This is a genomic window from Psychrosphaera haliotis (genome assembly GCF_009728465.1).
GTDB classification, from domain to species: Bacteria; Pseudomonadota; Gammaproteobacteria; order Enterobacterales; family Alteromonadaceae; genus Psychrosphaera; species Psychrosphaera haliotis.
Window position 1 is genome coordinate 1,117,070 of sequence record NZ_WOCD01000003.1, and the last position, 19,644, is coordinate 1,136,713.

The window sequence follows — 19,644 nt, forward strand, 5'->3', positions numbered from 1 at the left end:
ATTGTTTTGGAGACATGAGTGAGCAATCAGCATACATCTACACCGTCGTTAATGAATGACGAATGGTGCAACGAAATTAATAACGGCGCAGCGATTGGTTTAAAAATCAAACGTAAATTGGCCAGCAAACAGTCTGACTTTCAGTTAGTAGAAATTTTTGAAACTGAAGAGTTTGGCAACCTAATGATGTTAGATGGCTGTACTATGGTATCCAGTCGTGAAAACTTCTTGTATCACGAGATGATGAGCCACCCGGCTATGTTTTCCCACGCTAATCCAAAAAATGTTGTCATTATTGGTGGCGGTGATTGCGGCACTTTACGTGAAGTGCTTCGTCATAAAGGTGTAGAAACGGTACATCAAATTGATATCGACAAAGTCGTTACCGACATGGCTGAAGAGTTTTTCCCTGAGCTATGCGAATCAAACAGTGACCCTCGTGCTCACATCATGTTTGATGATGGCATTAAGTACATGGCGGAAGCCGCTGATAACTCTATCGATATTATTATTGTAGATAGTACCGACCCTGTTGGACCTGGCGAAGGTTTATTTAACCATGCCTTTTATAAGAACTGTTTACGTGCTCTGCGCACTGACGGTATTTTTGTTCAGCAAAGTGAGTCACCACTTCTTCACTTGCCGCTACTATTAGACATGCGTCAGGCTATGTTAGATGTTGGTTTTAGTGCACTACAGCACGTTAACTTTCCACAAATGATTTATCCATCGGGTTGGTGGAGTGGCACATTAGCTAAAAAGTCTGGTGAGTTTACTGGCTTTAGAAGCGACGACGCGAAGGCACTCGCAACAGATAAAGCATTGCAATATTACAACGAAGATATGCATGTAGCGTCTCAGGCTTTGCCAAACTTTGTAAAGCGCGCGTTTGCTGAACAAAAATAAACACCACTCTCAGCTACTGCAACTGGTAACTGGTAACTGGTAACTGGTAACTGGTAACTGGTAACTGGTAACTGGTAACTGGTAACTGGTAACTGGTAACTGGTAACTGGTAACTGGTAAAAAAGATAATCAAGCGGCTTATTAAATTAGCCGCTTTTTTTGTGCCTTTTGATGACCGAATTTGGGGTTTCTGAGGCTACTTAGGTTAATGAGGTGTCTGGGATTACTGAGGCTCAGTCCAAACTGACTGTGAATAATGTTCATAGTGAAGTAAATATCGCTCGCCGTTTAGTTCGTAATCAACTTGATGTCTGTCCATTCCGTAGTCATCCGCGCGTACTTCTGCCCCTATGTCGCCAATAAACTGAGCTGCAAATTCACTAAAGTCATCCCAGTCAGGCTCTGGCGAAATACTAATATGCGTAATGTTTGTCTCATCAGCCTTTTCCAATGAGTAAGTAAATTTAGCCACCAGTTTGGTTTTCCTCTTTATCAACAATAATAAAAGGTAAGGTTCTCATTTATAAGACCTAAACTCGACGATGTAAGGTCTACATCAAACTTAACACTGAACAATGAACAATGAACAATGAACAATGAACAATGAACAATGAACAATGAACAGAAACTTAGATATTGAATGAAAGTTTAGATAGTGAATAAACCGTATTACCTACGTATACTAAAGTTAGTTTATCATTTTAAAATTAAGCCACCAGCATGGACTTACAAAAACTCACTCAACAACTTGATGATCTTAGTCAGTCACCTCCCTTTGAAAAATGGAACCCGCCGTTTTGTGGTGATATCGACATGGAAATTAGAAAAGATGGCCGTTGGTTTTATATGGGCTCGCCTATTGGCCGCATTAAATTGGTGAAATTATTTGCGTCAGTTTTATTAAAAGAAAACAACGAATACTTTTTAAAAACCCCCGCGGAAAAAATTCGGATTCAAGTAGAAGATGCGCCCTTTGTTATTACAGAGTGGGAAATAAAAAATACTAACGAAGGCGATGCAATACTCGTCACCAGCAACATTGGACAGCAAGTTGTACTTGGCGATCTACACCCATTAATTAATGAAACAGTCGATGATGAGAACGCTGAACCGAAACTCTATGTTGAGCTAAATAGAGGCTTGCGAGCAAGAGTTCATAGAAACGTTTTTTATCAGTGGGTATCGGATCAGGACAGTCCAGTTGTTGAAGAAAACGAGCAGCTGTTTTTACGCAGTGCAAAGCAAAATTTTCTACTCGGGTAGTAGGTTACATACGGTTACCTGTACCTTTTCACCTCATAACTACCTAACAAATAAAATATTTTTTCAAATTTTTCTGTACCAATAAGCGTTTACAAAATTTAATCAAACGGTAATACTCAATGCCAATTAAATGGACTTAAGCATCAATTATAACGATCTCGTTGGACTAGATTTGATGCCATTCAAGGATGAATAATGGCTTTGTTTCGCAAGCAGGCAATTGAACACCAGCACAGTTACTTGTGGGGAGAAGTCTCACTAACGCAAAGCGTGAGAAATAACACTGTGTTCTATCTCTTTGTATCCTTATTCTTCTGTATAGGTATATTTTTAACCGTTGGCGAGTACAACCAAAAAGAAACTGTTACAGGCCTATTAGAACCAAGTACTGGCATTTCTGAAACTCGATCCCCTAGATCTGGCGTAATAAAACACCTTTATGTTGAAGAAGGCTCATATGTATCCAAAGGTGATCCTCTATTTCAAGTCATTAATGACACTTCTATCGTTCCAGGCTTAAGCCATAATCATGTCAGACTTGCGCATCTAAATAGAAAAAGAGAGATACTTAGTCAGTTAATTTTGAACAAGAACACTTCGCTTAAAAACTACGTAAGTTCTAATAACAGTAAAATAGCCGGTGTAGAGCAAAAATTAGTACTACTTAAAGCTGAGGCTATGCTTTTAAGGCAAGAGTTAGCTTTGTCGGAAGCGGAAGCTAATAGACAAAAAGAATTAAGAAAGAAACAGTTAACAACTAAAACCAGTGAAAACCATGCAATTGAAAAGTGGCTGTCGGTTAAATATAAAGTAAGTAACAACCGTTTTTCGACACTAGATTTAGAGAGCACACTGGCGTCACTTCATAACAATGAACTTGAGTACTCAAGCACTAACAACGACTATTTATTTGAATTAGAGGCTCAGCTTCTTGGAATTGAAGAGGAAATAACTCAGCAGCAAGTCACCCGTTCAATTGTTGTTGTTGCACAGAGTAATGGCGTTGTATCAAGTTTAAACCTAACAGTTGGAATGCCAATATCACAGAATGAATATGTGATGAGCATAATCCCCGACAATGACAAGCTCATTGCTAGGCTCTTTATTCCTACCCGAGCTATTGGTTTTGTTTCCCCAAAGCAAAATATAATTATTAAACTCGACGCGTTTCCGTATCAAAAATATGGTCCCATCTCCGCTTCTCTTACGTCTATTTCTAGCAACGTTTTGCCTGGCAATAAAAGCCACCATGTACTCTCGCTATCAGAGCCAGTTTACAAGTCAATTGCCAAGCTTGATAAACAGTTTATAAAAGTAAATGACCAAGAGATTAATCTTCAGGCTGGCATGCTCTTTTCGGCGGATATTATTATTTCTAAACGCACCTTAGCAGAGTGGCTGTTTGCGCCTATTATTGGAGCGTTAAAATAGTGAAACTGATACTGCAAGCTGAAGCCGCTGAATGTGGTTTAGCATCCATTGCCATGGTTGCATCGCATTACAAGATAAATCACTCTTTATATAGTCTTAGAGAGCAGTTCCCTCAGTCACTAAAAGGGCTTAATTTACAGCAGATAATTGATATATCGTCAGAGATTGGTTTTAACTCTAGGCCATTAAAGTTAGATATTGCGGAGCTAAGTCAACTTTCTCTACCTTGTATTTTGCACTGGGATTTAAATCACTTTGTCGTTCTTTATAAAGTAACAAAACAAGAAGCGATTATTTTTGATCCCGCAAAAGGAAAAGTAAAATATAGCATTGATGAACTCGCCAAACACTTCACCGGCGTCGCTCTAGAGCTTTCACCCAACACTTCGTTTATAGAAAAAGAACGAAAACCAGTCATTGCATTTCGAGATCTCAACATTACTTTCAAAGGCTTAAAGACGAGCTTCGTTCAGCTCTTTGTTTTATCCCTTATGTTACAAGTTTTTGTATTAGCCATGCCCTATTACATGCAGACTGTCATTGATGACGTTTTGGTAAGCTACGACAGCAACTTGTTAGTTGTTTTAGCGTCTGCGTTCGCTTTTGTTGTCACTTTTAAACATCTATTCTCACTCTTACGCGGGCACTTAATTATTCACTTAGGGACAAGCTTAGGAAGACAATTTACCGAACTACTTTTTAATCATTTGATAAGGCTTCCCCTTTCTTATTTTGAAGCACGCCATGTTGCTGACATCGTGTCGAGATTCGGCTCAATTGAGCAAATAAAAAGAATGTTGGCGCATCAATTTGTCGAAGCATGTATCGATGGAATAATGGCGACGCTGACTCTGATTGTTCTCTACTTATACGAACCAACTTTAGCCACAGTGTCCGTCGTCGTTATCATACTTTATCTTGTTTTGAGGTTGGTTTGGTATTCACCTTTTAAAAGAGTATCGGAAGATGTAATTCGATCATCAGCCACCGAACAGGCGCACTTTATGGAGACAATAAGAGGCATACAAAGCATAAAACTAATGGCGCTAGAGCCTAGTCGAACAAGCCAATGGTTAAATAAGTTTGTATCCGCTTTAAATAGCAGAGTAAAAGTTGAAAAGCTGCAGCTTCACTTTGGACTTATAAATGGTTTTCTATTTGGCATAGAAAACGTGATTATCATTTATTTAGGAGCAAGCTTAATTATAGATGGCTCAACGTCACCGGCCTTCACACTAGGAATGCTAATGGCGTTTATTTCCTATAAAACACAAGTCACTAGCCGTTTTTCGGCGTTAATAGATACTTACGTCGACTTCAAAATGCTGAGCTTACACTTTTCTAGAATTTCAGATATCGCGCTTTCAAAGAAAAATACAGAGCTTCCAAAGTCAATAAACCACACTTCTAATATCCAAGGCCCTGTGGAAATATCCCAATTGGCGTTTAAATATCCGCAAGCGAATGCGTTTCTTTTTTCTAACCTAAGTTTGTCTATTAAACAGGGAGAATCCATCGCCATTGTTGGAAAGTCTGGCTTAGGTAAATCTACTTTTATGAAAGTCGTCATCGGCTTACTAAAACACTCCGAAGGACATGTTTTATTTAACGGTGACCCTTTAGAAAAAGTTGGTTTAAGAGCTTTTAGAACGTCTACTGCAGCTGTGATGCAAAACAACCAACTGTTAACTGGCTCGATTGCTGAAAACATTGCCAACTTCTCCTCAAAAATAGATATGAAAAGAGTTAAAGAGTCAGCTGATATTGCATCAATTCATCAGGATATCTTAGCTATGCCAATGGGTTACGACTCATACATTGGTGAAATGGGCGGTGCTCTATCTGGTGGACAGACGCAACGAATTTTATTGGCTAGAGCCCTATACCGACAACCCAGTATTTTATTTTTAGATGAGGCTACGTCGAATTTAGATGTTGCCACCGAACAAATGATAAACCAAAGGCTAAGTGCCCTTGAGATTACCACCCTTTTTATTGCTCATAGAGTTGAGACGATAAAACAAGCCGATCGTGTAATTGAGCTAACACCAACGTTACTCAAAGATGTTTCACGAGATTACTTTTAACCAAATCCAACACCCAATAAAAACAAGGAAAAAATGATGCTATTGATTAACCCAGATCATCTTTCAAAGCGAGAAAAGGAAGTTTACTCGCATATCATTCAAGGTAGGAGCCAAAAGGAAATCGCAGACAAACTGTATATTTGCATTAGGACGGTTAAGTTTCATTGTGGAAACATCTATCAGAAGTTGAAGGTGAAAAATAAGATTGATCTTATTAAACAAATAAACCTGATGGAACAAAGTGACATAAAACAAATAAGAATTGCAGAATCTGGACCTAAGTTCAGGTGATTATTGAATATTTTGTTCTATTGTTAATAGTGTTCGGGACATTAAAGCGGTTTTAAAAATGTTTCAAACTAGAAGAAGGAGTCGTCATGCTGTCGCTCCTAATTCAATTAACTAAAAATCACTTAGCACTTTAGGAATAGTCATGGAAACGCAATTTTTTGAGGATGGAAATATAGCTACTTTAGGTGTTGAGTCTTTACCTTGTCAGAAGGTATTAACTTACCAACTTAATGGCATAGGTGACTTACCTAAAGTGAAAGTCAAAGATACTTTGCTAGACGCTATATTAGACTCAATTTATTCATCTGTGTTTCATCAAGTATTACCTATTGGTAGCGTAAAAATAAAATCAATTCAGCACCTCAATAAACCGATGAGTTTGGCTGAGGGTTCTAACCAAAGTGGTTATCAAAATCACTTGGCAGTAAAGGTAAAAGAAACATCTTTAAGTATAAAACGATTCATGAAAAACGCAGAACAAGAATCTATGTCTGCAGCTGATAGAAGGCTTGAAGCATTTAAAATAAAGCAGTCATTTTTAGAGATCAATCAATACTTCCAATCACATGAACGTTTCGTTTTATTTATAAATAGATCGTTAGCGAATTGTGCTCAGCAGTTTGCATTTTGTTTTGTACACCGTATTACCCATGGCAACATAAACAATGATGCACTAAGTATTGAAGGTAGATGGCAAAACAATAATACCTCTAGCTTTCACAACGACTTTGCGGAGAACAGTTTTACGTCTTCGTCGTTAAATGAACAAAAGGACGTAGCACTTTCCTTGTTCTTAAGATGGGTTTGTTACTACAACTCATTTAACAACACTAAAATCGAAACCTCTGAGTTATCTCAATATTTTTATGCTATTTACAACAAATACTTAGAGTACTATGTGGTATCAGTGTTAGGAGTTAGTCCAGATGAGTTACCACTGAATACCTTAGCAAGAGCCGAGTTAACATCTGGCTTAATAAAGCTATATCAGCACAATGCTTCTGAGTTAGATATTGCTAAGTTTATTACTCAGATTTTATCGGATATAAAACAGCAAGGGTCGGCATCATACAAATTGCTTAACTCGGCAATAACGTCTGAAAACCAACACTACACCCCGTCTAGTATTATTACAAAGTGGGCCATCATAGGGCTGAGAAAAGTCTATTTTAATGCACTTTTTCAAAACAACAATATCAGACAATCACTTGCTATTTTCTTATCCAAAAGAAAATTAGACCAGGTTTTAGAGCTATCAAATCACTATGAAGATTGTGCTGCCTGGCTTTTTGAAGCCAAAGATAGTTCGGTTCACACGGTAATTTTCTCTAATAAAAGTTACTGATTTATTTTGTTCCAGTTACTCAGTCTTATGTTGTTGAGCACTTTGATAAGGGTCACAAATATTCATTTATAGATGCGAAAGAGTTGCTGCTTTATATACAAACGCAACCAAAGTTAGATTTTAACTTACCGGGATTTTTAGCCTGGCGAGGACTAATTTATATGCTTACAGAGCTATTGGAATTGGAAAGAGGCCAGCTTGCATAGACTTGAACGGAACACGCAAGCTGGCAATTAACCGCAATTTTCATTGCACTTAACTTACCAACAATTGTTGGTTCGTACAGTATACATATGAATTTATATTTTAAAGGATCAGTTTTATGGAAAAATTATTAGGCCTCAAACCCATTGTTCAATGGAGCTATATTGTTGCAACAATTATTGCAACATTAGCCACGTTCTCATTGGCTTTGGCAACAATGCAGCTCTTCGATACTAGATCGATAGATTACTTTTCAGAGGTACAAAGAGGAATTACTCAGTTTGGAATGACCGGTTATGTATTTTGGTTAATTCTCGCTGCACCAATCATAGAAGAGTTTCTAACGCGGACAGTTACAGTTCGTATTGGCGAAGTACTATCGGCGCCTGTAATAGTAATAGGACTGTTCTCTGCTCTTGGTACAACGTCTATTAAGATGTTTACGTTTGGCTCACCAATAATGCATTTTATTATAGGAATAGTGCTATTTGCTTTGTACATGAAGCATCGCTCTTTACCTACAAACATCTTTTATTCGAGTTTACTTAATGCATTAGCATTAATAATTCTATTCACTTTTAGTCAAATACCTAGCCCTGCAGTGTAGTGCAGGTATAACAATGGCAGCTTGTTTTGACTTGAACGGAACGGCAAGTTGCTTTTAACCTCGCCAATAATGGCAAACTTAACTACCGACATATGTCGATAAGGAAATAAAAATGAAAACATTATCAAACAAAGAAGTATCTCAAGTAACGGGTGGAATTTGGGTAGGCGCAATCGTGCTTTTATATGAAGAGCTTTTTACTGCTGCGATTAAAGAAATGTTTGAAGGTGGGATGCAAGCTTTAGGTGAATTAGAAAATCGTGGTCCAGGTACTCGCCCTTAATATTTAACCCTAGTCGTTAAGTAACTTAAAACAAGCAGAATTTTGCGGTTGCTTGTTTGTTCTTTTACTTTTTTACTTTTTACTTTTTTACTTTTTTACTTTTTTACTTTTTTACTTTTTTACTTTTTTACTTTTTTACTTTTTTACTTTTTTACTTTTTTACTTTTTTACAAAAGCTTAGCTATCGCCTCATAAATTTCAGCAGCTCTTGCTGGCGATAAATTACCTCTAATATCCCCTTTCCCTAACGTGCTTGTGACTCGTATTTGCTCTTTGGCTATATGGACGGGCGGTTGTGCTGCGGCGGTTTGTTGGCCAGCAGAAATGCTTTGTTGATTGTCTAAGTTGGCGGCGGTTGGTATTTGTGTGGCACGATCTATTACATTGGCGGAATCAGTGCGTCCGACATTGTTTGACCTTTGAACGCGGGTTTGTTCTATGCCCGCTGTGACGGGTGTGGTTAACCCGAACTCTGCCATTTATACATCTCCAACTTTCGCTAGTGATGATTTAATTATAGTTAAAAATTAATTAAAGAAATAAAAAAACCGAGCAAATGCCCGGCTTTTACAAGTGATTTTTTTAGACTTTGTGTTTTAAAACTGACTTTTTAAAACAACTACAATCAGTTACAAGCCTTAGCTCATCCCTAATTTCTTTTCTAAATAGTGGATATTAGTTCCACCATTTTGGAAGTGCTCATCAGCCATGATGTCTTGCTGCAGAGGTACGTTTGTTTTAATACCGTCAATTAGCAATTCATTAAGTGCATGCTCCATGCGTTTGATAGCAATACCGCGGTTTTCACCGTAAGTAATTAGCTTACCAATCATTGAGTCATAGTTTGGTGGCACTTTATAATTTGTATAAATGTGAGAGTCCCAACGAACGCCTAAACCGCCTGGTGAATGGAATCGTTTGATTTCACCTGCACAAGGAATAAAGGTTTCAGGATCTTCTGCATTAATACGACATTCAATGGCATGCCCACGAATTTGAATATCATCTTGCGTAAATGACAATGGTTGACCTGCAGCAATGCGTAATTGCTCTTTAATTAAGTCTACGCCCGTTACCATTTCTGTTACTGGATGCTCTACCTGAATACGAGTATTCATTTCGATAAAGTAGAATTCACCGTTTTCATACAAGAACTCAAACGTACCGGCGCCGCGATAACCAATTTCAATACAAGCTCTAACACAGCGACCACCAATAAACTTACGAAGTTCAGGTGTAATACCTGGTGCTGGCGCTTCTTCAACAACTTTTTGGTGACGACGCTGCATTGAACAGTCACGCTCACCTAAATGGATTGCATTACCTTGACCATCAGCCAAAACTTGTACTTCAATGTGACGTGGATTTTCTAGGAATTTTTCCATGTAAACAACGTCATTGTTAAAGGCTGCACCCGCTTCCGCTTTAGTCATCTTAATAGATTCAACTAAATCTTCTTCTTTGCGAACCACACGCATACCACGACCGCCGCCGCCGCCTGCTGCTTTAACAATTAATGGGTAACCAATTCTGCGTGCAATGGCTCTGTTGGTATCGGCATCGTCGCCTAATTCACCGTCAGAACCAGGTACACAAGGCACGCCTGCTTTTTTCATTGCTTCAATGGCAGAGACTTTATCGCCCATTAGACGAATGGTATCGCCCGTTGGCCCAATGAAGATCAAACCACTTTGCTCAACTTGGTCAGCAAAGTCAGCGTTTTCTGCTAAAAAGCCATAACCAGGGTGAATAGCCACGGCATCTGTTACTTCAGCCGCGGCAATAATTCTAGGAATATTAAGGTAACTATCCATCGCAGATGGCTTACCAATACAAATGGTTTCGTCTGCAAGAAGAACGTGCTTTAAGTTTCTGTCCGCAGTTGAGTGTACCGCAACGGTTTTGATGCCTAATTCTTTACAGGCACGCAAAATACGCAGGGCAATCTCACCGCGATTCGCGATGACAACTTTATCAATCATGATCAGCCCTTATTATTCAATGATGAATAGTGGTTGTTCAAATTCTACTGGGTCTTCGTTATCAACAAGGATTGCTTTAACAACACCCGCTTTGTCTGATTCAATTTGGTTCATCATTTTCATTGCTTCAATAATACAAAGTGTATCGCCAACTTGAACTGACTGGCCTACTTCAACAAATGAAGGAGAAGAAGGTGATGATGCACGGTAGAAAGTACCAACCATTGGAGAAACAACCTGATGACCTGATGCAACTGGAGCTGCTTCAGGTGCGGCCGCTGCCGCCGGAGCTGCTGCTGGTGCTGCCTGAGGAGCTTGTGCTGTCGCAGGAGCATAATGCATTGGCGCTGCTACTTGCACAGGTGTGCCAGAGATACGGATTGACTCATCACCTTGAGTGATTTCAATTTCGCCAACGCCAGACTCTTTCACCATGTCGATCAGTGTTCTTATTTTACGAATGTCCATTTTTTCACCTATTAATCTTTAAAATTTATTTATTATTAGTAATCGTATTAACCGCTTGGTTAAGCGCGTATTGGTATCCCTGCGGACCTAAGCCGCAAATCACACCAACCGCTATATCTGATAAGTAGGAATGTTGTCTAAAAGGCTCTCGTGCATGTACGTTAGACAGGTGAACTTCGATAAATGGAATATTCACTGCCAATAGCGCATCTCTGATGGCAACACTGGTATGCGTGAAAGCGGCGGGATTAATAATGATAAAATCAATTTTTCCCTGCGCTTGCTGAATTGCATCTACCAATACACCTTCGTGATTTGACTGTACATGCGAAATGGCAACCAGTTTCTTTTGACGCTTCATGCGTTAGTGACGCAACAATGTCGTTTAACGTGGCATTGCCGTAAATGTTTGTTTCTCTGCTACCTAACATATTTAAGTTAGGGCCATTGATCACTAAAACTGTTCCAATTGTTGACATCTTGTCGCCTTCTATACTCATTTCTACCTCTTCTCGAGATCTGACTAACTTTTATGGTGAAAACCATATAAAACTACAGTTCCGGAAGAATTAAAAGCCATTATAGAGAAATAAACACAATTAACAGCAAAATACTGGTCTAATGACCGACGTTAGCTGAGCTGACGGGCTTGCAGGCCTTTGTTTGAAGCGTTTTGCAAAGCAAGTTGGAAGAATTCAAGTAACGAATTAGACGTCTATTAACCAAAATAGTTCTATTTGGAGTGCCCTGTGGGCAGAAAAAAGCCCCACTTTTATCAATAAAAGCAGGGCTTCATGGTTTTAGACAAACTCATTTATATTGAGTTTTATTTAGCGAACCAGCTAAATGCTTTTTAAGTGCGCCAAAAATGTGGTTGCATTCATATAGCCAGTGACGCGTTGAGTTGTTAACTCTCCACCACTAGTATTAAAAAACAGAATAGTTGGCAAACCTAAGATATCGTATTCAGTAAGCACTTCTATATCTGCATCGTTGTTGGCCGTCATGTCGATTTGTAAAAGAACAAAGTCAGCCATTTTGTCTTGCACGCTTTTATCTGAAAATGTAAACGCTTCAAACTCTTTACATGCCACACACCAGTCAGCGTAAAGGTCTAACATCACAGGCTTGCCAGCTACATTTGCTTGAGCAATTTGCTGTTTTATTTCGCTCATGTTCGACACTTTTATAAACTCAACTTCATGTGACTCTGCTGATGCTGATGCCACTGGAGTCGGTAATATTGGTTTAATGATTAACACAAAGCCCAATAAGAAGCTAAATAACGAGACTACCCAAAAGCTGCTTTTTGCCGTGTTAGACGCTTGACCTAAATACTGGCTATGGAAATAGCCGGCTATTACGATTAGCAAAATACCCGCAAGTAATAGTACCCACTCTAAATCAACAAATCGTTCTAATAGAATGAGAGGAATAGCTAATAAAATAAAGCCAAACAGATTCTTAACTACATTCATCCAGTTACCCGCTTTAGGAAGTAACTTACCACCTGATGCGCCTATTAGTAACAAAGGTAAGCCCATGCCTAAACTAAGCACGTACAAGGTGACAAAACCAATGAGCAAATCGCCCGTTTGCGCAACGTATAGCAATGCGCCTGTTAACGGAGCCGTGGTACAAGGCGAAGCAATAAGACCACTTAATAAGCCCATTACAAATACGCCCACTAAATTGCCTGATTTTTGATTGTTACTCACTTGAGTTAATTTGTTGGTCCAAGACTGAGGTAACTGAAGGTTATACCAGCCGAACATCGCCCCAGCGAGCAATACAAAAATGACAGACACGGTAATTAAAACAGCAGGATGTTGCAGAGCAGCTTGGAACTGCACGCCCATGCTAGCAACAACTAATCCCAATAGTGAATACGTGATTGCCATACCTTGCACATAAATGAACGCAAGCCATAAACCTTTTTTAACGGTCATATTACTTTGCCCAGCAATGATGCTGGATAAAATTGGGAACATTGGGAAAACACAAGGCGTGAAGGCCAAACCTACACCCAAACCGAAGAAAATAAGTAACGTCCATAACAAACTCTCATTCGCTAATGAGTCTGCTAGTGAGTTTTGTTGAGAAGTATTTGCTATTGAAACTGAACCGTTTGTTGATAAACCAGGTGCTGAAACCGAGTCTGATGTTTCCGTGCCATTGTTCGAGTTATTAGTGCTGTTATTGCCAGTGCTGCTAGCTGCTTTTAATGCGGCAATCTCGTCAGCAGAAATCGCAGTTAAAGGAATACGTTTAACGGTTGGGTTGTAACAAAAGCCTGCTTCAGCACAACCTTGATATCTTATATTCAAATAGCCGTTTTCAGCTATTTCGCTGAAGCTAACGTCTATTTTTGATTGAAAGAAGTAAACATCCACCACCCCAAAAAACTCATCTTCAATTTGAGTACCGTCTTGCTTAACTGTTTCGGCAATTGTGCTGTTGTCTGCTTGGAACTGAAACTTGTCTTTATATAAATAGTAACCGTCTGCTATGGTCCAGTTTAAAACAACCTTGTTATCAACCTGTTTAAAGTCGAACATAAAGGCTTCATCTACTGGTAAGTATTCCGTTTGTTGGCCAAACAAGCCTTTTAGTGGATCCGCCGTAATTGCAGCGTGACTAACGCTGGTAAATAAAGACAAACTGGCGAGGGTAAAAGCAAAAATCCAATTTGTAATGGTACTACGTGTGTTAAGCATTTATTTGTTACCTTGTGATGTCATTTCTTGTACCCAATTTAAATAGTCACGATTGCCGTGATTTACATCAATAACCAGAAACTCAGGTACTTCGTATGGATGATGTTCGTTTACATAAGACTCGATTGCCGCGATATTTCTTTCACTTGTTTTTAAAAACATTTGAACTTCTATATTTTGTTCTAGTTTTCCTTCCCATTTATAAAGGGAAACCACTGATGGAATTAAATTGACGCACGCCACCAAATCTTTATCGAGTAAGCCCTCAGCTAAAGAATGAGCGGTGGGTAAATCCGGACTAGTGACTAAAATTAATTTAACGGTCATTTTATTATCTCGTTCAATGTATTACGTAAACCTTAAGAAAAAATTAACAAATGGTTACATACTATTGTTCAACTTTACTTGAATACCGTCGTATTGTCCCATACTTAACTAGAGTTAATATTGAATTTTTATTAGGAAAAATATGCCACTGTTTTTTATTTTTATCATCATTCCATTAATTGAATTAATGATCCTTCTAGAAGTAGGTAGCATTATTGGTAGTGGCTGGACGTTCATCATTATTATAGCCACCGCTATTTTAGGCACTAAGTTAGTTAAGCAACAAGGTGTGCAAACGTGGACTAAGATACAGCAAGAGTTGGCAACTGGTTCACTTCCTGCCCAAGCAATGTTTGACGGCATATGTATTTTAGTTTCGGGTGTATTATTGATAACACCTGGTTTTATGACTGATATTTTTGGTTTGCTTCTGCTTACACCACCATTTAGAAAAGCCGTTTATTTGCAAGTAGGCCATAGAGTGCAAGTGCGCGGCGCCGGTTTTAATGCATCAGGGTTTGGTCAAGGTGGAGGTGGGTTCTCAAACCAGTCAACAGGAAGGACTTTTGAGAATGAAATGGATCAAAACACTCATCAAGATACGGGTGATTCAAGTTCAAATAGCCAGCAGGGTTATATTGATGAAAACCCTCAACAGCCAACAACTATTGATGGCGAATACAAGAGAAAGGAATAAACGCCAGCAAAACCTTGTCTGAGTCGTTAAGAAAAAAGGGCCTAAAAAGGCCCTTTTTGTTGCATCTAGCCAAAGTTCCAACACCCAAACAGAAACAACAAATCCACCTTATTCTACAACTTTCATGAAGGCAAACATTTTTATCCCAAAATGGGATATTCGCTACACGCACCTACTGTTCGCCCATGAACAAACTCTGGTGTGAAAAAAACTCACGCTTTCGAACCTATTTAAAAGAAATTAGAGAAGTCTCAGGTCAAACCCAGACACAACTCGCCAGTAGCTTAGGGAAACCACAAAGTTATGTTTCTAAATACGAAAGCGGAGAACGAAAGTTAGACTTCTTGGAAACAATTGAAGTTGTTGAAGCCTGTGGCAAGTATGATTTGCAGGAATTAGTTACATTGTTATCTGACAAATCTCAAAAGCTAAAATAGAAACCTCGCAGCCTTTAAAGCAAAACTAAAAGCGCGTGAACCGTCTGACTTACATAACCCCTATTATTCCCTAATTTTTCGTTATTTTTTTCAATTTTTCACTTGGGTTTTTTAAACCCACCCTCATATATTCGCCAACAACTAATTTTTAGTTTGTTTTAAAGCCTCCCAACCCTAAAACAGGGACTTTAAAACCTATTACAACCATAAACTTGGAGATAATGACAAATGAGCATTCGTCCTCTACATGATCGTTTAATCGTTAAACGTAACGAACAAGAAACAAAATCAGCCGGCGGCATCGTACTAACGGGCTCTGCAGCTGAAAAATCTACTCGCGGTGAAGTTATTGCTGTGGGCAACGGTCGTATTTTAGAAAATGGCGACGTTCGTCCGTTAGATGTAAAAGTTGGCGACACGGTTATCTTTAGCGATGGCTACGGCGTAAAAACTGAAAAGCTTGATGGCGAAGAAGTATTAATCATGTCTGAGTCAGACATCTTGGCAATCGTTGAATAATAGGAGTTTAAGATTATGGCAGCAAAAGACGTAAGATTTGGAAATGACGCTCGCAAAAAAATGTTAGCAGGCGTAAACGTTTTAGCAGACGCAGTAAAAGTAACGTTAGGTCCTAAAGGTCGTAACGTAGTATTAGACAAATCATTTGGTGGTCCAGCTATCACTAAAGATGGTGTATCTGTAGCTAAAGAAATTGAACTTGAAGACAAGTTTGAAAACATGGGCGCTCAAATGGTGAAAGAAGTTGCTTCTAAAGCCAATGACGAAGCCGGTGACGGTACTACAACTGCAACAGTTTTAGCTCAAGCTATTATCAACGAAGGCATTAAAGCCGTTGCCGCTGATATGAATCCAATGGATCTTAAGCGCGGTATCGACAAAGCAGTAAAAGCGGCAATTGAAGAGCTTAAAGAGTTATCTGTACCATGTTCAGATTCAAAAGCGATTGCACAGGTAGGTACTATCTCTGCAAACTCTGACAAAGAAATTGGTGACATCATTGCTGAAGCAATGGAACGTGTTGGCCAAGAAGGTGTTATCACTGTTGAAGAAGGTCAAGCATTAGAAACTGAACTTGACGTTGTTGAAGGTATGCAGTTTGACCGTGGTTACCTATCTCCATACTTCATCACTAACCAAGAAAATGGTTCGGTTGAACTAGATAACCCGTTCATTCTTTTAGTTGACAAAAAAGTGGGCAATATCCGTGAGCTACTTCCTACACTGGAAGCCGTTGCTAAAGCCGGTAAGCCACTACTAATTATTGCTGAAGACCTAGAAAGTGAAGCCCTAGCAACGTTAGTTGTTAACAACATGCGCGGTATTGTTAAAGCATCTGCTGTTAAAGCGCCAGGTTTTGGTGACCGTCGTAAAGCAATGTTACAAGACATTGCGGTATTAACTGGTGCCACTGTGATTTCTGAAGAAATCGGCATGGAATTAGAAAAAGCACAACTTGAAGACCTAGGTACTGCCAAACGTGTTGTTATCACTAAAGATGATACAACTATTATTGATGGTGCTGGTGAGCAAGAAGGCATTGATGGCCGCGTTGCACAAATCAAAGCGCAAATTGAAGAGTCTTCTTCTGATTACGACAAAGAAAAGCTTCAAGAGCGTTTAGCTAAGCTTTCTGGCGGTGTTGCGGTTATTAAAGTTGGCGCAGCAACAGAAATGGAAATGAAAGAGAAAAAAGACCGTGTTGACGATGCATTACATGCTACTCGCGCTGCGGTTCAAGAAGGTATTGTTGCCGGTGGTGGTACAGCACTTGTTCGTGTTGCCGCTAAACTTGCTGAGCTTAAAGGCGACAACGAAGACCAAACTCACGGTATCAAAATTGCGTTACGCGCAATGGAAGCACCACTTCGTCAAATCGCGTTCAACTCTGGTGATGAAGCATCAGTGGTTGTAAACAAAGTTAAAGAAGGCGAAGGCAACTACGGTTACAACGCAGCAAACAGCACTTACAGCGACTTAGTTGAAGAAGGTATTCTAGACCCAACTAAAGTAACTCGTAGCGCACTACAGTTTGCAGCATCAGTTGCGGGTCTTATGATCACAACAGAAGCAATGGTAACGGATGCACCTCAAGATGCATCAGCTGGTCCTGCAATGCCTGATATGGGCGGCATGGGCGGTATGGGTGGAATGGGCGGCATGATGTAGAGCAATCTACACCGTTTCATAGAAACTCACTAAGTTTCAGGAAGCCCGCAAAGCTATGTTTTGCGGGCTTTTTTGTTGACATTTAGTAACATTACGTTTCAAAATAGCTCTCAAAGTTTAATATATTTCTGGGTATAAAGTGGGGGTTCAAAAGTTTTCACTCTATAAAATTTGTGGAATATTCTTAAAGATCCCCCACTTTATACCCAGATGTGAGGTTTAGTATGTCGTTAACCGCTCTTGAAGTTAAAAATATTTCGTGCCCAGATGATAAGAAACAAATAAAAAAACATGATGCTAATGGTTTGTTTTTAATAGTAAAAAACAATCAAAGTAAACTTTGGCGAATGCGATTCAAGTACGCTACTAAGCATCAAGAACTCGCTTTAGGAAAATACCCCACCATAACCCTACATGAAGCCAGAAAAATGGTTGATGAGGCTCGTATTTTACTTGCTAAGGGAGTAAACCCTTCCGAAGAAAAGCGAGAAAGAAAGCGAGCTGTAAATGTTGGTGATAGGGCTTTTAAAATTGTAGCTATGAAATGGTGGGAACAACAAAAAGACTCTTGGGCTGAGGATCACGCTAAAAGAACTAAACGTTGGATTTTAGAAGATTCAAAATCAATTGGAGAATTGGCAATAGACCAGATAGATGCAGGGCACATCACAGAATTAATGCTCAATATTGAAGCTTCTGGGACGCCTAAAAAGTGCCCAGTCATTCTTTCTATCATAAACCGAATTTTTGGTTATGCACTTGCTCATAGACTAACTAGAACAAATCCAGCACAGGGATTGCCCTTAAGTGACATTATAAAACCCTTACCTAAAGTTAAGCATATGCCAGCTATAGTAAAGCCTGAAGAAACTGGCAAAGCTCATAAATGACATTGATAACTCCGAAGGCGGAACATTCTGCACAGTAGAAGCCTTAAAACTCCTCCCTCGCCTATTTCTCCGCCCTAATGAGCTACGTTGTTTAAAGTGGCAATATATAGATTTTGCTGATCGGATTATAAGAATCCCCGCCGAAGAAATGAAACGAAGTAGAGAGCATTTAGTCCCATTAGCTGACCAAGTTATTGAACACTTAAAGCAAATAAAAGAAGTTACAGGCTACTCAAAATTTGTGTTTCCTAACTCTCGTGATGCATCTAAACCTATCAGTAAAAACGTTATGACTAACCGATTAAGAGACTTAGGATACTCTGCTAATGTCGTTTCTGCACATGGATTTAGAAGCTCTGCATCAACTATTCTTCATGAGAAAGGTTGGAATCATGAAGTAATCGAAGCTCAATTAGCTCACTTAACTGGAACAGCTACATCTCGTGCCTACAACAGATCTATTTATTTAATAGAAAGACGAAAAATGATGCAAGAATGGGCTGATTATCTTTTTGAAATATCTACTTTTAAGCTTTAAGCCCATATTTTTTGTTTAACTATTGGATATAACTTTTTATTTATATACTATCCAGTTATACGCATTAATAAATGGAACTTATTATACTTAAAGAGTTTTCATTTATTTTTTAATTAATCAATTTTAAGAAAAATAATATGTTCACTTCTATTGCAAACAATTTGTTAACCAGTATTAATATTCGAGGCTCAGAATTAACTTTTTTTGCTCATTCTGGAAAAGTTATTGGAAAGGACCAAAGCATTCATACCCATACCACTGTTACTGGTGGTGGTGCGAGGTTTGCAGGTAATGTGGCAGTAATAAATGATACTACAGCCACAACATCATCTTATTCACAAGATGAGTTTTGGTTGAAAGATGGAGAAAGTAAACCCAAATTAATATCAGCATTCAACCATAAGATTATGGAAGGTCATTACGTTACGGCAGTTTATGTCAGTAATAAAGAATTGGAGACTGGCACGTTAGTAGCAATACAAAATCATTCTGAAGGAAAAATTACCCAATTTGACCCTATGGATAAAGCCTTGAATAATGGCTACATTGATAGAGCAAGCGAAACACTAGCAGGTATACTTTTCTATTTATTGTCTATTATTTCCTTGTTCACATTTCATTTCGTGAATGAATACGGTTTTGAGCCCTATGTATTTTTTGCCTATTTTGTAGTTTCATCGCTTTTTGTTAAATTATATAAAGAATCTAAGTACGGTAAGATAGAAGATCAAGGTAATGAGCTAGAGCAACATATTGCTAAAATCAGTAAAAATATAGATGACGAATTCTGGAAATTACAAAAGGAATTGGAACAACAAAACGAAATAGCAAATAAAGATGAAGTCGTTTTATCTATGAGTAATGAACTTGAAAAGCTTCAAAAATTAAAAGAATCAAAAGTTATAAATGAAGAAGAGTTTAATTTATTAAAACAAAATGTTATGAATAAAGTAAGTTAAAGTGTCTGTTCTTCTTTTTTACTTG

Annotated in this window: 21 protein-coding genes and 1 pseudogene; 15 read left to right on the top strand and 7 right to left on the bottom strand. The window is 38.7% G+C overall.

Features of this window, described 5'->3' with window-relative positions; genetic code table 11:
- Window positions 1-51 precede the first annotated feature (51 nt).
- Window positions 52-906, top strand: coding sequence for a polyamine aminopropyltransferase (gene speE / locus GNP35_RS09880; protein ID WP_155696099.1), 855 nt, complete (start codon window positions 52-54; stop codon window positions 904-906).
- Between the two features lie 223 nt (window positions 907-1,129).
- On the opposite strand, the gene GNP35_RS09885 is transcribed toward speE, so the two are convergent.
- Window positions 1,130-1,378, bottom strand: coding sequence for a DUF3630 family protein (locus GNP35_RS09885; RefSeq protein WP_196492482.1), 249 nt, complete (start codon window positions 1,376-1,378; stop codon window positions 1,130-1,132).
- 248 nt (window positions 1,379-1,626) lie between these two features.
- On the opposite strand from GNP35_RS09885, the gene GNP35_RS09890 reads away from it, so the two are divergent.
- The 7 genes from GNP35_RS09890 (at window position 1,627) to GNP35_RS09920 (ending at window position 8,417) form a co-directional block, all read left to right on the top strand.
- The gene (locus GNP35_RS09890) at window positions 1,627-2,169 is read left to right on the top strand and encodes a DUF1285 domain-containing protein (protein ID WP_155695927.1); all 543 of its coding nucleotides are present in this window, start codon (window positions 1,627-1,629) and stop codon (window positions 2,167-2,169) included.
- Between the two features lie 195 nt (window positions 2,170-2,364).
- Window positions 2,365-3,600, top strand: a complete 1,236-nt coding sequence (locus GNP35_RS09895; RefSeq protein ID WP_155695928.1) for an HlyD family efflux transporter periplasmic adaptor subunit — start codon at window positions 2,365-2,367, stop codon at window positions 3,598-3,600.
- Window positions 3,600-5,687: a peptidase domain-containing ABC transporter gene (locus GNP35_RS09900; RefSeq protein WP_155695929.1), complete on the top strand. Its 2,088-nt coding sequence runs from the start codon at window positions 3,600-3,602 to the stop codon at window positions 5,685-5,687. The genes GNP35_RS09895 and GNP35_RS09900 overlap by 1 nt, the downstream gene beginning before the upstream one ends.
- Before the next feature lie 36 nt (window positions 5,688-5,723).
- Window positions 5,724-5,978 (top strand): helix-turn-helix domain-containing protein, encoded by a 255-nt coding sequence (locus GNP35_RS09905; RefSeq protein WP_230961410.1) that lies wholly within the window; start codon window positions 5,724-5,726, stop codon window positions 5,976-5,978.
- A 142-nt stretch (window positions 5,979-6,120) separates the two neighbouring features.
- Window positions 6,121-7,323 carry a hypothetical protein gene (locus GNP35_RS09910; protein ID WP_155695931.1) on the top strand — a complete coding sequence of 401 codons (1,203 nt, stop codon included), beginning with the start codon at window positions 6,121-6,123 and terminating at the stop codon, window positions 7,321-7,323.
- Between the two features lie 322 nt (window positions 7,324-7,645).
- Window positions 7,646-8,134 carry a CPBP family glutamic-type intramembrane protease gene (locus GNP35_RS09915; RefSeq protein WP_155695932.1) on the top strand — a complete coding sequence of 163 codons (489 nt, stop codon included), beginning with the start codon at window positions 7,646-7,648 and terminating at the stop codon, window positions 8,132-8,134.
- Window positions 8,135-8,246: 112 nt separating this feature from the next.
- The gene (locus GNP35_RS09920; RefSeq protein WP_155695933.1) at window positions 8,247-8,417 is read left to right on the top strand and encodes a hypothetical protein; all 171 of its coding nucleotides are present in this window, start codon (window positions 8,247-8,249) and stop codon (window positions 8,415-8,417) included.
- A gap of 167 nt (window positions 8,418-8,584) precedes the next feature.
- On the opposite strand, the gene GNP35_RS09925 is transcribed toward GNP35_RS09920, so the two are convergent.
- The 6 genes and pseudogenes from GNP35_RS09925 to cutA all read right to left on the bottom strand — a co-directional run bounded on the left by GNP35_RS09925 (window position 8,585) and on the right by cutA (window position 13,911).
- Complete coding sequence (locus GNP35_RS09925) at window positions 8,585-8,896, bottom strand: hypothetical protein (RefSeq protein WP_155695934.1); 312 nt, start codon at window positions 8,894-8,896, stop codon at window positions 8,585-8,587.
- Window positions 8,897-9,055: 159 nt separating this feature from the next.
- Window positions 9,056-10,399, bottom strand: a complete 1,344-nt coding sequence (gene accC / locus GNP35_RS09930; RefSeq protein ID WP_155695935.1) for an acetyl-CoA carboxylase biotin carboxylase subunit — start codon at window positions 10,397-10,399, stop codon at window positions 9,056-9,058.
- A 12-nt stretch (window positions 10,400-10,411) separates the two neighbouring features.
- Window positions 10,412-10,867 (bottom strand): acetyl-CoA carboxylase biotin carboxyl carrier protein, encoded by a 456-nt coding sequence (gene accB, locus GNP35_RS09935; RefSeq protein WP_155695936.1) that lies wholly within the window; start codon window positions 10,865-10,867, stop codon window positions 10,412-10,414.
- 25 nt (window positions 10,868-10,892) lie between these two features.
- A pseudogene (gene aroQ, locus GNP35_RS09940) lies at window positions 10,893-11,367 on the bottom strand (type II 3-dehydroquinate dehydratase).
- A 342-nt stretch (window positions 11,368-11,709) separates the two neighbouring features.
- The gene (locus GNP35_RS09945) at window positions 11,710-13,584 is read right to left on the bottom strand and encodes a protein-disulfide reductase DsbD (protein WP_155695937.1); all 1,875 of its coding nucleotides are present in this window, start codon (window positions 13,582-13,584) and stop codon (window positions 11,710-11,712) included.
- On the bottom strand, window positions 13,585-13,911 hold the full coding sequence (gene cutA, locus GNP35_RS09950) for a divalent-cation tolerance protein CutA (protein ID WP_155695938.1): 327 nt from the start codon (window positions 13,909-13,911) through the stop codon (window positions 13,585-13,587).
- A 142-nt stretch (window positions 13,912-14,053) separates the two neighbouring features.
- On the opposite strand from cutA, the gene GNP35_RS09955 reads away from it, so the two are divergent.
- The 7 genes from GNP35_RS09955 to GNP35_RS09980 all read left to right on the top strand — a co-directional run bounded on the left by GNP35_RS09955 (window position 14,054) and on the right by GNP35_RS09980 (window position 19,619).
- Window positions 14,054-14,608 (top strand): FxsA family protein, encoded by a 555-nt coding sequence (locus GNP35_RS09955; RefSeq protein WP_155695939.1) that lies wholly within the window; start codon window positions 14,054-14,056, stop codon window positions 14,606-14,608.
- 185 nt (window positions 14,609-14,793) lie between these two features.
- The gene (locus tag GNP35_RS09960) at window positions 14,794-15,045 is read left to right on the top strand and encodes a helix-turn-helix domain-containing protein (RefSeq protein WP_155695940.1); all 252 of its coding nucleotides are present in this window, start codon (window positions 14,794-14,796) and stop codon (window positions 15,043-15,045) included.
- Window positions 15,046-15,273: 228 nt separating this feature from the next.
- Window positions 15,274-15,564 carry a co-chaperone GroES gene (locus GNP35_RS09965; protein WP_155695941.1) on the top strand — a complete coding sequence of 97 codons (291 nt, stop codon included), beginning with the start codon at window positions 15,274-15,276 and terminating at the stop codon, window positions 15,562-15,564.
- Between the two features lie 15 nt (window positions 15,565-15,579).
- Entirely contained in the window at window positions 15,580-17,232 is a 1,653-nt protein-coding gene (gene groL / locus GNP35_RS09970; protein WP_155695942.1) for a chaperonin GroEL, read from the top strand.
- A gap of 224 nt (window positions 17,233-17,456) precedes the next feature.
- Window positions 17,457-18,122 (top strand): tyrosine-type recombinase/integrase, encoded by a 666-nt coding sequence (locus GNP35_RS15715; protein WP_230961361.1) that lies wholly within the window; start codon window positions 17,457-17,459, stop codon window positions 18,120-18,122.
- A 1-nt stretch (window position 18,123) separates the two neighbouring features.
- Window positions 18,124-18,660, top strand: coding sequence for a tyrosine-type recombinase/integrase (locus tag GNP35_RS15720; protein ID WP_330997784.1), 537 nt, complete (start codon window positions 18,124-18,126; stop codon window positions 18,658-18,660).
- A 137-nt stretch (window positions 18,661-18,797) separates the two neighbouring features.
- Window positions 18,798-19,619: a hypothetical protein gene (locus GNP35_RS09980; RefSeq protein ID WP_155695943.1), complete on the top strand. Its 822-nt coding sequence runs from the start codon at window positions 18,798-18,800 to the stop codon at window positions 19,617-19,619.
- The last annotated feature ends 25 nt before the right edge of the window (window positions 19,620-19,644 follow it).